Here is a 13,309-nt window from a genome sequence, read left to right on the forward strand (position 1 = left end):
GCCAGATAGGGAGCATCCGTTTCTAAAACAATATGATCCATTGAAAATTCATTCAAAAATTTATCAATTTTCCCATTCTTAAAAGTAACTACACCTCCAATACCAAGCTTCATATTATATGATATTGCTTTATGTGCATCCTCAATAGTACCAGTAAAACAATGAAAAATACCAAATAAATCTGGGCCTTTCTCAGATTCTAATACATCAAAAACCTCATTAAAAGCGTCTCTACAATGAATTACAATAGGTAATTTGTACTTTTTAGCCAGTTGAATTTGATATTTAAATGCTTCTTGTTGTTGCTTGAGAAAAGTTTTATCCCAATACAGATCAACTCCTATTTCTCCTACAGCATAAAATTTTTGATCACTACCAGCTTCAAATCGTTTACTAAGCTCTTCTTCGACGTGCTCTAACTCTTCTTTATAGTTCTCTTTCACATGAGTAGGATGTAATCCCATCATCAAAAAAACATTTTCGGGGTACTTTTTTTCTATCTCGTACATTGATCTTGTATACTCAGAATCAATAGCCGGCACAAAGAATCGTTCTACACCTAATGCTATTGCTCGTTGCATCATTTCGTCCTGATCTTCGTTAAAAGATTCGCTATAAATATGTGTATGTGTATCGGTAAGTATCATGCGGCAAAAGTAGTTAAATTTTGCTCACATTTTTTTAGCTTTTTTTATAAACAAGAAATTAGTTCACGCTGATAATTCTTCTTAACGGAATAACTGTGGACTGCTTTAGTATAACAGATTTTTCAGTTACACCCCATATAGTAGTTTCTACCTTTTTTGTGCCTTGATCATCAGCAAAAATTATTTTTACTTTTCCATGTTCTAAATTGCCTAAACGCATCGCTCGTTTTACATTTATAGATCGACAATTTTTATCTTTTTTATTTTGAAGTACTTCCTGATTTGGAAAACGTAAAAATTTAATATCTTCTTTCTCTATAGCAGGTATTGATCTAAATCCATTCATAACTCATAATTATTAAAACATTCTTCCTTTTAGTGGTAATACCACACTATTAATTACACCAAAAAACCTTTTTTATTGTGTTATTTGTAATTAATTAACATTTTAAAACTATGATTTTAAGTTATTTTATAGTTTCCTAAACAACTTCTGAGCTATTTGATAATCCTCTGCTTCTTGAGGGATCAATTTTAATAATTCTTTACACTTCTTAATATTTTCTTGCTTTAATTGATTCAGAGCTTCAAACCAAATTGCTCTGTATTTATAGATAGAAGCTCCTTTTTGTAATTGAACAAAAACTTCTGWGGCTTTTTCAAATTTATCCTGTTCTAACAATGTAATCCCATAATAAAATAGATATTCAGAATTATCAGCATGGTTTTCCAGCAATTCAGAAAGATATTGCTCTGCTTTTTTATAATCCTCAGAATTAAAAGCCTTTTCAGTCTTTATATTTAAATCATTTTCATCAGACCTTTCAGTGATGGATAATTCTGGTATAGAAATAAAATCATCATACATAGGAGTACTTTTTGTAAAAGTATAAACTCCTAAAATAATTAATACACTTGCAGCTACAGCATATCCCCAAGAAGGCATTTTAATTACTTTGGTTCTTCTCTTTTGAGGTTCTTTAGAAAAGAAAGAGCTTGCTATATCCTCTAAATTATCTGATAATTCGGATTTCTCTTTATCCAAGTTTAGATTAGTAGCTAAATAAGAGCTCCATTCTTTATATGTTTTAAATTCTTCTGCTACCGCTTTATCCTCTTCGATTACCTGAGACAACAACTCTTCTTCCTCTATCGAAATTTCATTGCTAATTTTTCGCTCAAAAAGCTCGTATTTTTCTTCTGGGGTCATAACAAGTTTTTTATTTGATTGAACTTAGGAGAGTTTTGAACCATTTTTGTCAATTGACCAATACATAAAGATTTCTTTTTACGTACATAACCATATGATTTCCCTAATTTAGCAGCAACTTCTTCCATAGATTTTATAGCAAATGTAGTTTTTAATAATTCTTTACAAGCTTTTCCCAACTGCTCAAAAATTTCTGAAAAAAGTTCATTTCTAGCTTCAAAAATTAGGGTTTCTTCTGCATACCTGTCACTCTCATCATCTATAGATACAACCTCTTCATTAATTGTTACCTTTTGTTGCGTATTCTTTTTTAGTTCATTCAACCATTTTCTTTTACACAAGAGAAAAAAATAGGCATCAAAGGGACAAGTAAGTACCAATTTCTTTTCTCTAGCTTGCGAATAAATTGCGATTAAAGTTTCCTGAATAATATCACGTGCTTTAGATTCATCACCGCTATTTTTTTTGATATACCCAACTATTTTTGGAGCAAATTTCTCATAGATCTCCTTCAATACTATAGTATCATTCTTCAAAAGCGCTTCGATATATCTCTGATCAGCGTGTGCTTTATTATTTCCCATAAAAAAGATTGGTCTGTGCAACTAATTTAAAAAAGTTTTTAAAAAAAGGGTAACAAAAAATTAGAGGTATTGATATGTAGGTGTAAACAACAAGTGAAATAATTAAAAAGTACTATTAAAATTAAAAAATCATGAAGAAAAATAGTAAAGCAATTACATTACAGAATCATAGTAAGAATGTAAATCTAAAAATGACACACCTTCTATTCTTTATTCTACTAACATTACTTTTTGTTAGCTGTAGTAAAAATGACGACAATGACATTATTATTACCCCTCCAATTTTAGGAGGACAAGAGTTAGAAACCGAAATCATTGAGAATCGAGAAGAAGCAGTACAAACTTTCACATTAAATGGTGGCGGCACTGGAGAAATTTATGGAGAAGAAGGAACTGTTCTATATTTCCCACCAAACAGTATTGTAGACCAAAGTGGAGCTCCTGTAAGCGGAGCTATAACCATTGAATTAATAGAAATTTATGACAAAGCCAAAATGCTACTCACTAAAATGCCTACAAATGGGAAACGTCCAAATGGTGATGTTGAAACATTGGTTTCTGGAGGAGAGTTTTATGTAAACGCCAATCAAAATGGTGAGCAACTTGAGCTTGCTAGCGGGTTTCAGTTATTTGCGCCTACAGAAACTTTTGATAACGATATGAACATATTTAATGGAGAAAGCGAGGATTGTGATGGAGATACTATGGAATGTGATATCGTTTGGGAAGAAGACGAACAAACGGGATTAGAACCAATTCAAAGAGAAGGACCAGATGGACAAGTAGTTAGTGGATATGGAAGTTTTATTGGAAATTTTGGTTGGACAAATATTGATCGCTGGTACAATGATCCAAGACCCAAAACTATGCTACAAGTGGATGTTCCTGAAGGTTTTGACAACACAAACTGTAACGTATATGTATCCTATGATGGAGAACCAACGGCATTAGCTTTATTGGATATTTATGATTCAGAGACTGGTTTATTCTCCGAGCATTACGGATTAATTCCTATCGGATTAGAAGTACATATCATTTTTGTGTCCGTTCAAGACGATCAATACGTTTATGCAATTCAAGGAACAACAATTGAAGAAAACCATTTGGAAGTAATCGGAACTACAAACACCACAACAGAAGCCGGATTAGTAGATCTAATCAATGATCTCCCGTAAATACATCTCACACTGGAATATGCTAATTAGGTAATGGGGGTTACAGCAAATTTCAGAAAAATTCCGGAGGTTTACCTTCCGGAATTTTTATTCACCAATAACCAACATATCAAGCATATAACTTTTTGTTTATCTTTATTAACACTAACAAAAACACATGAACAGATTTTCGGCTTTATTATTATTTATATTACTACCTTATTTCTGTCTAGGACAAATTGCATTACATGATACGATTCCAAGAGTCGCTCCGATATCCTATGAAATAGAAGGTAATCAGGTAAGGTATGGCGCAAAAATGCCACCGCTTAATCAAATCGCTGGGGCGCCCAAAGCTTTCTATTCATATTATTGGGAATTTGGAGATGGTTATTACAGTTTTAAGGAAAAACCAACTCATTCGTATAAAAAAAGTGGAAATTATCAAGTGAAACTATGGGCTACTAATAATTATGACAATGGAAAACCACCTGCCAGTAGACCAAAATCAGTAACTATTCCCAACGAGCTGGACGAAGCCTCTTTAGATAATAATATCACTACGTTTCCAGAAGAAGAAGACCTTCTATTAAAAAGAAATCGAGAACCTATTCCTGATCAGGAAATGGTGTTTATAACCAGTTACAAAAACAATAATAATTATACTTCCAGTGGGAAATTATATTTGTTTTATAATGACAGACAATTCAAAAATGATAATTTCATTATTGAAGACACTCGATTGCATTACGGAGAACGTATTACTCCATTAGATGCGATTTCAACAAACCTTGAAACGAATGACGACCATACTTTACTGGCATCCAATAGTGGTTATTCTGCGTATAACAAAACACTTTTTGTTCAAGACACTACAAAACGAAAGAATCTTCCTCTCACATTAGAAGAATCAAAAGCACTATATAGAAGTTATCAGATTATTGAATTTGATAATATGCAACCTGGAGAAGAGCGCAATATTTTCAGAACACTTAGAACTACTCCAGAAATGATTAAAGACACCAGTGCTATTGTCACTTTAAGGAGTGTATATGTACCAGATAATAATTATGATAATCACACTGTAAAAGATACTGAGATGGAAATCGTAACTTCTCATGATCCTAATAAAATGTCTTCTAATGGTTGGTTAATGAATTATCGTCTTGTATGTTTTAAAAGATTAAAATTCAAAGTGCGATTTCAGAATAATGGTGAAGGTCCTGCCAATACGATTCGATTAGAGGTAGATACTCCAGAAATGTTTGACAAATCTACTTTACAAATTGACAATATATATCCAGAATGTCCAATTTGCCCGAAAGAACGAAAAGTAAACTACAGTTGTTTAGATACAATTCTTAAAAAAGACAAAATCATCTTCACATTCAATAGAATCTATCTTCCAGGAAGTGAACAAAAAAATGTTTCAGAAATAGATTCTACCAAAGGCTTTGTAAAGTACTCTATGAAATTCGGTAGAAACTTTCACAAAAAAAAGACAAAGAGCAGAACCGCCATTTACTTTGATAAAAATGAACCTATTATCACAAACTATGCGACAACTCGTTTTATCCCTGGAATTTCGATTGGCGCAAAAGCAGGATACATAACTGTCCCCGAGTTGGACAATCAAAGAGAATATTTTGTTGGAGCTACATTATCTCCTTTTAAATCTTATAGAGGATACTATCAAGCAGAATTGATGTTTTCTACCTCTTCCTATGATGAAACACGAAATTTTGAAACTCGAAGCATAAATCCTGCTGGTGCTGTAGACTTAATCCGCTTTTCAGAAACTAATCAGTTTACCAATATTTCTGTGTATGCAGTACCTGCATCGTACCGGTATAATTTCTCCAACTTCTTAGCTATGGGAGCTGGCGTGCAGCTAAAATTAGACTTAACCAGTAAAAATGATCAGGAAACTACTGGAGAAGGTTTTACTATCTTTGAAAACGGCAATCAAATTACTCCTAATCCCGATTTAGATTCTTTCAATATTGCAGAAATTGACGATAGTTTTACCAATTTACAAACTGGTGTTTTTATTGGAATGAATCTTGGAACCGTTCGCATTGGTCCTAGCGTTGGTGTTAGATATGTTTACAACTTTAACGAACCAAATTCTCAAATTCAATTTTATGGAATTTGGAAGTTTTAAAAAGGCAGTCCTCATATTGTTTCTAATCATTGGAAAACAGATAATAGATGCACAAGAAACAACAAAAGCTTCCGAAATTATATACCAGCAATTAGATAATTTCCTGAACAGTCCATCAGCTCAAAACCTAGAAAAATTCTCTAATTTTATAATTTCCAAAGAGAATAAATTATCCACTAAAGAAGACCTGCTTTCTTTGGTTATTGCACATAGTAATTTAGGATACTATTATAGTAAATATGGTGATATCCCAACCGGTATTGCATATTATGAAAAAGCTTGGAAATCTTTTAATAAAGACAATCTGAAAGATTACGACATTATTGAAAACTGTTTGCAACCACTTGGAAATTTATATGTAAAAATTGGAGATCTTAAAAAAGCAGAGGACATTATTACCAGTTATATGTATATAGCAGAGCAAACAGGAAACATCCCTAAAATAGTGTCTGCAATTACTAATTTATCAATCACCTATAACAACCAAGGTAATCATCAAAAAGCAATCAAAATTCTTCACAAAGGAGAAAAATTAGACACAAAAAACCCAAACATTCTCACCAATTTAGCAACCAATTATTTAGACATAGGAGCTCTAGAAACAGCAAAAACATATGCTTTAAAAGTTCTTTCTATAGACAAAAGTGAAGTAAACGCCTATCAAATATTAGCATCCATTGCTTTAGAAAATGCAAACATACAGACAGCACAACAACAAATTTTAATTGCAAAAAAACATTTACTTAAACAGAAGAATACCACCTCTCGAGATATTGCAAAATGGCAGTTAGCATATACAGATATCTTACTTTCAAAAAATGAGTACAAAGAAGCATTAGATAATTTGAAGGAGATCTATAAAATCTTACTTCCAGTATACCGCTCTACATTAGACATCCCCAAAAAAGAACTTCTAATTGCAGACAGAATTTTACTAAAAGCCTTAGACATACAAGCGTATATTTATCAACAAGCGAACAAACCAGATTTAGCAATTAAATCATTAGAGGCTGCTTTTACGGTAAACTCAAAATTAAATATCACCTATCCTTTACAAAGCACAAAGATTATTCAACATAGTCAAAATAGAGATCGTACAGAGACATACATTGATTTATTGTATAATCTGTACACAAAATCGAATGAAAAAAGTTATATAGAAAAAGCATTTGAAGCGGCGGAAAGCTCCAAAGCTCCATTTGTGAATGAAGCTTTGATATCAAAAACATTTCTATCCCAATATCAGAACGATGCGCTCGTTAAAAAAAACAGACAACTTAATATTCAACTCGCAAATTACGAAACCCAAATTTTAAAAGAAAAACTCAAAAACGATCAAGCTGACATTAAGCAAATCCAACAATGGACTACTCTATATTCTCAAACTTCAATAGAATTAAAAGAACTTTCAAAAAAGCTGCAAGAAAAATATCCGAATCTAATTGCTAATCGACAAATAATTTCAATTCCCAAACTACAACATAAATTACAGCAAGACGATATAACCTTAATTTCCTATTTCTATGGCAAAACAAAAGTATACCAATTCAATATGAATGCAGATACTACAAATCTGAGTGTGATAGGAAGTAATGATCACATAAAAAAAAGTATACAAAAATATATTCGATATTTCAATAATCCGTCAAATATCATAAATGATATAAATGGCTTTTCTCTAAACAGTTTTCAGTTATACCAACATCTAAAAATACCTAAAGCCAAAAAATTAATGATCATACCTGATGGATTACTAAACTTTATCCCTTATGAAGCTTTACTAACAGAAAAAAGTTCAATTTTTAACTTTGAACAGATGCCTTTTCTTTTAAAATCTAGCGCTATTAGTTATGAAAATTCTGCCGCTAAATTCATGCAATCTTCAATCAATAAAAATCGTAGAAATAGTATTCTTGGTATATTTCCGGTATTCGAAAAAACTAATTTAGAACTTCCATTTTCACTTCAGGAAAAAGAATATATAGAAGAGCACTTTAATGGAACGTTTTTACAAAGTGAGAAAGCTACCTATTCACAATTTTTAGATAACCTAAAAGACCATTCCATATTACACCTATCCACCCATGCTGAATCGGGAAGTTTTTCTAGACCAGCATCCATACAGTTTAGAGATCAAAACATACTAGTTAATCAATTGTATGGATTGCAATTAGAAGCAGATCTTGTTGTATTAAGCGCTTGCGAAACAGGAGTGGGTGTTGTTGCAAAAGGTGAAGGGCCTTTAAGTATTGCCAGAGGATTTCAATATGCAGGAGTTCCCAATGCATTATTTTCTTTATGGAAAGTTAATGACAAAACTACTTCTCAGCTTATGGAAAATTTCTACCAAAATTTGCGATCTTATAATTCTAAAGCACATGGATTATACGTTTCAAAATTAGACTACTTATCATCCGAAAAAATCACAAATGCACAAAAATCACCTTATTACTGGGCATCATTCGTATATTATGGGGTATACGAACATCCAACACAATCAGGAAGATATAGCTGGATACTGATTGCAATTTTTTTCTTATTAATTATACTATTTTTGTTAGCTGTTAGACAAAAATTAAAATGACCACACTACGCCAATTTTTACTCAAGAAAGAGTATCACCGAATCAAACTTGAATACACCAAAACAAATCATTTTGAAGTGACAGCATTACTAAATGGTGTTGAAGGAAATTTTATAGTAGATACAGGAGCTTCTAACTCATGTGTAGGTTTTGATGCTGTCGAAAAATTCGAACTTTTCACACAAGAAAGCGACGTTAAGGCAGCCGGTGCAGGCGCTACAGATATGCACACACAACTTTCTAAAAGAAACAGTATACAATTAAACAAATGGTCAAGAAAAAACATTTCTTTAATACTATTTGATTTAACACATGTAAATACTGCTCTCATCGCGCATCAAGCAGAACCTGTAGACGGAATTATAGGTGCAGATATTCTAAAAAAAGGAAAAGCCGTTATCGATTACGAAAAAAAATGTCTTTACTTAAAATAGAAAGATGCTATCACTTTTTTGAAACTACTATATTTCTTCAATCTACAATAGAAGATCAAAGTTAAAACCTATTCTTATCCAAACAACTTAAGAGCAAAAAAAATCAATTCATAAAAATTAAGGTTTAGCAACACTATTCACTCAAAAACAACTAACCACTATTTATTAGCGATTTACATAAATCACGTAGTTCTACGTATTGATTCGTTCCGATATGCTATTTAGATTTGATTCTTGGTGATTTTGGAACACTCTTCAAAGATTAAAATCTAAGTTAGATTTAATCAGAATATGGTAGTTTATAAAAATACAAACTCATGAAAACAGTACTAATTGGAAGTTTTCCAACATGCCTTACTGTATATAAATTCTTGGCAGAACAGGATTATCTGAGTGCTGTCTGTTTTCAAAAATCATTAGTACCACAACCTGAAAAAGATTTTTGGTTTACCTCCATTCAAAAAGAAGATCACAGGACTTTTCTTATCAATCAGGAAAATATAAAAACACAATTTATTCAATGGCTGAATGATATTAAACCAGATTTAATATTAGTGTGTGGTCTTTCCATCAAAATTCCGAAAGAAGCTCTGTGTATTCCAAAGTTCGGTTTTTTAAACATTCATTTTGGCAAACTACCAATAAATAGAGGTCCTGATCCTCTTTTTTGGTCGATCAAACAAGGGCAAAAACAAACAGCAATAACGATCCATCAAATGGATGAAGATTGGGACACTGGTAATATTTTGATCGAACATCCTGTCTCTTTGATACCTGGTGAAACCTTAGGCATGATGAACTCCAAAATGAGCTATATGTTAGAAAACCTAACTAAAACAGCGCTAGAATTAATAGTGGATTCAAAAAATCTAAAACCTCAATCAAAAACCAATGTATGTTATTATAAAAAACCAACTGATAAAGACATTACCATTTGCTGGGAAAGCCAGACCGCAGATGAAATTGAACAACTCATTAATGCTTGCAATCCAAAATATGGAGGAGCAACCACTTATTATCAAGGTTCACCAATTAAACTTATTGAAGTTTCTCCAGTAGATACTCAAACACTATTAGGGAAAACGGCTGGTGAAATAATCCATGCACATCCTCAAGAAGGATTATTTGTGTATTGCAAATATGGAAAAGTGCTTCGCATTAATATGATTAGTTCTGATGCAGGCATCTTATCAGGTTCAAAATATGTACATCTTGGTATAAGAACGGGGCATTGTTTTACAACAACACTACAACCAAAACAACAAATCATTTTTTAAAATCAATCATTATAATAACTAATTAAAAAACAACAACACATGGAAGGAACAATAGGAGAAATTCGGATGTTTGGTGGGAATTTTGCACCAAGAGCCTGGGCATTTTGTGAAGGGCAATTATTAGCAATCTCACAAAACGATGCATTATTTTCAATTATAGGAACCACTTATGGTGGTGATGGAAGAACTAGTTTTGCCTTACCAGATCTCAGAGGACGTGTACCTATTGGACCTGGACATGGACCTGGTTTAACCAGTCGCAGACAAGGACAAAAAGGAGGTACGGAATATAATATTCTAAATGTTACACAAATTCCTTCCCATACTCATGCTATTGCAGTAACTAATCCAGGTGAAATTACTTTACCGGTAAATACCTCTCCAGGTGATGAAGATGAAGCAAACCCGGCAGCAGGTGTTTTGGCGAATACCGGAAATGACAACTTTGCTTCTAGCCCTACTACTGGTGCAAAATACTCAGGAAATAATATACCTGTAGCTGGCACACAAATTACTATCGGAAATACTGGAGGCAATCAATCTGTAAATAATATGCAGCCTTGGTTATCGACATATTACATCATATGTCTACAAGGTATCTATCCTTCTAGAAGCTAAAAAATTAACAAACTTATACATAACTTAAAAATATAAAATATGGACGGAACAATGGCCGAAATCAGAATGTTCGCGGGTAATTTTGCCCCAAGAAATTGGGCATTTTGCGCAGGGCAACTACTACCAATTAATCAGAATCAAGCATTATATTCATTATTAGGCACTATTTATGGTGGAGATGGAAGAACCACATTTGCACTCCCTGATTTAAGAGGTCGAACTTGTATTGGATCTGGGAATGGACCAGGTTTAAGTGATCGTAGAGAAGGACAAAAAGGAGGTACAGAATATAATATTCTAAATGTTACACAAATTCCTTCCCATAGTCATGCTATTGCAATCACTAATCCAGGTGAAATTGCTTTGCCCGTGAATACCTCTTCAGGAGATGAAGATGAAACAAATCCTGGAGCGGGTGTTTTAGCTAATACCGGAAATGATAACTTTGCTTCTAGCCCTACTCCTCGTGCTAAATACTCAGGAAATAATATACCCGTAGCAGGTACACAAATTACTATCGGAAATACTGGAGGCAACCAATCCGTAAACAATATGCAACCTTGGCTATCTTGTTACTATATTATTTGCTTACAAGGAGTTTTTCCATCTAGAAATTAAAAACATTCCTTTTAAAAATAATAGTAACCAAATCAATCTATCAAAAAATACTTCATCTTGTTTATCAATAAATTATTCAATCTGCTTATTTAATATTTTGGTTTTGGAAATCAAATAAGAATTTTCAGGAGAACATTAATTTCTCCTGAAAATTCTCTAACTTGTATACTAATTATTAACTGAATTTAAATGGTAATTAATTACTCAAAAATGAAAATAATTTCAAATAACACAAGTTTTTTTTTAATCTTCACACTAATGCTTTCGTTCATAAGTTATGGACAAGTAAGGGATGGTGTTATAGATGACCCAGGCGATATCGCTTTCGTTGCGTACAATAATGATGATGACGGATTTTCTTTTGTTTTTTTAGATGATTGCCCTGATGGAACTACCATCAGATTTACAGATGAAGAATGGACCGGAACAGCTTTTTCAACACCTGATGGAGAAGGTGAAGTTCTCTGGACCAATAATACTGGTGGCATTATAGCTATTGGTACTGTTGTGGATATTACTGACGCAGATGACAATGGGACTGGTATTTTGGCATCTGTTGGTACAGCTTCAGAAGTAGAACCAGGTTTTAATACCGCAAACATAGATGAACTTTTTGCAATTACTGGAACCAGAGCAGTTCCCGGAACCTTTTTATCGTTCGTAGGTGATCTAACTGGTAATTCTTTAACAGGAACCGGTTTAACCGATGGGGTTAATGCAAACATCATTACGCAAGAAGGTTATTATACCGGATCAACCACTTGCAATTCCAGTATTGGAGATTGTGCTGCAATGATCAATGATTCAAACAATTGGACCTTGGGAGACTTCGCTTTTCCAACAATTGTTCCGGATACTTTTGATGGAAGTGCTTTAGCTGCTGACACTGAAAACCCAAGAATTCAATCTATCACAAGACAAACACCTACTACGTCACCAACTAATGCAGATGCACTAACTTTTGGAGTAGAATTTACAGAAGCAGTAGTGAATGTTAGCGCAGCAGATTTTTCTATTGGTAGTACTACCACAGCTACCATTACTAATGTTGCGGATTTAGGAAGTAATGTTTGGGGAATCACTATTTCTGGTGGTGATCTTGCAAATTTTAATGGTACTGTTACCTTAGGAATAGTAAACAATCAAGATATCGAGGATCTTGCAGGAAATGAACTAACAGATACAACACCAATTGATCCTTTTCCTGAAAATTTTGTTGTAGATAACACTCCTCCTGGAGTAACAAGTATTGTTCGTCAAAATCCAACTACAAGTCCAACAAATGCAGATACACTAGTCTGGGATGTTACATTTGATGAAGATGTTGCTAATATAGGCACTGATGATTTTTCAGTTTCTGGAACTACTGCTACTATTACCGCCGTTACAAACCCTACTGGAAACACCTATAGAATTACTGCCTCTGGAGGTGATTTAGCCAATTTAAATGGTACAGTTACTTTAAGTTTTTCTGGAGGACAAGATATCACTGATGATATTGGAAATGTTTTAGTTAACACAACTCCAACAGGAACAAATGACAATACGTTCTTAATAGATAACATTGCTCCAACTGGATACTCTGTTTCTATTGATCAAAGCCCTATTAACCTAGGAAATGAAAACGCAGTAAGTTTCACTTTCGCAAGTGCTGAAGTAGGAGCTACTTACAACTATACATTTACCTCATCTGGTGGAGCCGGATCTGTGACTGATTCTGGTGCAATCGCAACAGCTACTGATCAAATAACTGGAATCGACCTAAGCGGATTACCGGATGGAACAATAACTTTAACTGTTACACTTACTGATGTTAGCGGAAATACGGGTAGTAATGCTACTGACACAGAAAGTAAAGACACTGGTGCTCCAACTGGATATTCTGTTTCAATCGACCAAAGCCCTATTAACTCTGGAAATGAAAATGCTGTAAGTTTCACTTTCGCAGGTGCTGAAGTGGGTGCTACTTATAACTATACATTCACATCTTCTGGCGGAGCCGGATCTGTAACTGATTCT

The 13,309-nt window shown here is 33.4% G+C and carries 12 protein-coding genes; 8 read left to right on the forward strand and 4 right to left on the reverse strand.

Annotated elements, in window-relative coordinates; genetic code table 11:
* From GBO31_RS22595 to GBO31_RS22610, 4 genes are all read right to left on the reverse strand, one after another.
* Positions 1-647, reverse strand: a 647-nt coding sequence (locus tag GBO31_RS22595; RefSeq protein WP_219010873.1) for a TatD family hydrolase, incomplete at its 3' end; no start/stop codon positions are given.
* Positions 648-705: 58 nt separating this feature from the next.
* Positions 706-993 carry a hypothetical protein gene (locus GBO31_RS22600; protein WP_219010874.1) on the reverse strand — a complete coding sequence of 96 codons (288 nt, stop codon included), beginning with the start codon at positions 991-993 and terminating at the stop codon, positions 706-708.
* Between the two features lie 126 nt (positions 994-1,119).
* The gene (locus GBO31_RS22605; RefSeq protein ID WP_219010876.1) at positions 1,120-1,857 is read right to left on the reverse strand and encodes a tetratricopeptide repeat protein; all 738 of its coding nucleotides are present in this window, start codon (positions 1,855-1,857) and stop codon (positions 1,120-1,122) included.
* Positions 1,854-2,441 carry an RNA polymerase sigma factor gene (locus tag GBO31_RS22610; protein WP_219010878.1) on the reverse strand — a complete coding sequence of 196 codons (588 nt, stop codon included), beginning with the start codon at positions 2,439-2,441 and terminating at the stop codon, positions 1,854-1,856. Before GBO31_RS22610 ends, GBO31_RS22605 begins: the two co-directional genes overlap by 4 nt.
* A 131-nt stretch (positions 2,442-2,572) precedes the next feature.
* Between GBO31_RS22610 and GBO31_RS22615 the strand changes: the two genes are divergently transcribed.
* The 8 genes from GBO31_RS22615 to GBO31_RS22650 all read left to right on the forward strand — a co-directional run.
* On the forward strand, positions 2,573-3,616 hold the full coding sequence (locus GBO31_RS22615) for a hypothetical protein (RefSeq protein ID WP_219010879.1): 1,044 nt from the start codon (positions 2,573-2,575) through the stop codon (positions 3,614-3,616).
* A gap of 157 nt (positions 3,617-3,773) precedes the next feature.
* Positions 3,774-5,759 (forward strand): PKD domain-containing protein, encoded by a 1,986-nt coding sequence (locus tag GBO31_RS22620; protein ID WP_219010880.1) that lies wholly within the window; start codon positions 3,774-3,776, stop codon positions 5,757-5,759.
* A complete protein-coding gene (locus tag GBO31_RS22625; protein ID WP_219010881.1) occupies positions 5,740-8,343 on the forward strand; it encodes a CHAT domain-containing protein in 2,604 nt (867 codons plus the stop codon). The genes GBO31_RS22620 and GBO31_RS22625 overlap by 20 nt, the downstream gene beginning before the upstream one ends.
* Positions 8,340-8,777, forward strand: a complete 438-nt coding sequence (locus tag GBO31_RS22630; RefSeq protein ID WP_219010882.1) for a retropepsin-like aspartic protease — start codon at positions 8,340-8,342, stop codon at positions 8,775-8,777. Before GBO31_RS22625 ends, GBO31_RS22630 begins: the two co-directional genes overlap by 4 nt.
* A 317-nt stretch (positions 8,778-9,094) precedes the next feature.
* A complete protein-coding gene (locus GBO31_RS22635; RefSeq protein WP_219010883.1) occupies positions 9,095-10,054 on the forward strand; it encodes a methionyl-tRNA formyltransferase in 960 nt (319 codons plus the stop codon).
* 39 nt (positions 10,055-10,093) lie between these two features.
* Positions 10,094-10,672: a phage tail protein gene (locus GBO31_RS22640; protein ID WP_219010884.1), complete on the forward strand. Its 579-nt coding sequence runs from the start codon at positions 10,094-10,096 to the stop codon at positions 10,670-10,672.
* Between the two features lie 39 nt (positions 10,673-10,711).
* The gene (locus GBO31_RS22645; protein ID WP_219010885.1) at positions 10,712-11,290 is read left to right on the forward strand and encodes a phage tail protein; all 579 of its coding nucleotides are present in this window, start codon (positions 10,712-10,714) and stop codon (positions 11,288-11,290) included.
* A gap of 258 nt (positions 11,291-11,548) precedes the next feature.
* The coding region (locus GBO31_RS22650) for a beta strand repeat-containing protein (RefSeq protein WP_219010886.1) at positions 11,549-13,309 on the forward strand (1,761 nt) is incomplete at its 3' end.

It is taken from the genome of Aquimarina litoralis (genome assembly GCF_019295435.1).
Taxonomy (GTDB): domain Bacteria; phylum Bacteroidota; class Bacteroidia; order Flavobacteriales; family Flavobacteriaceae; genus Aquimarina; species Aquimarina litoralis_A.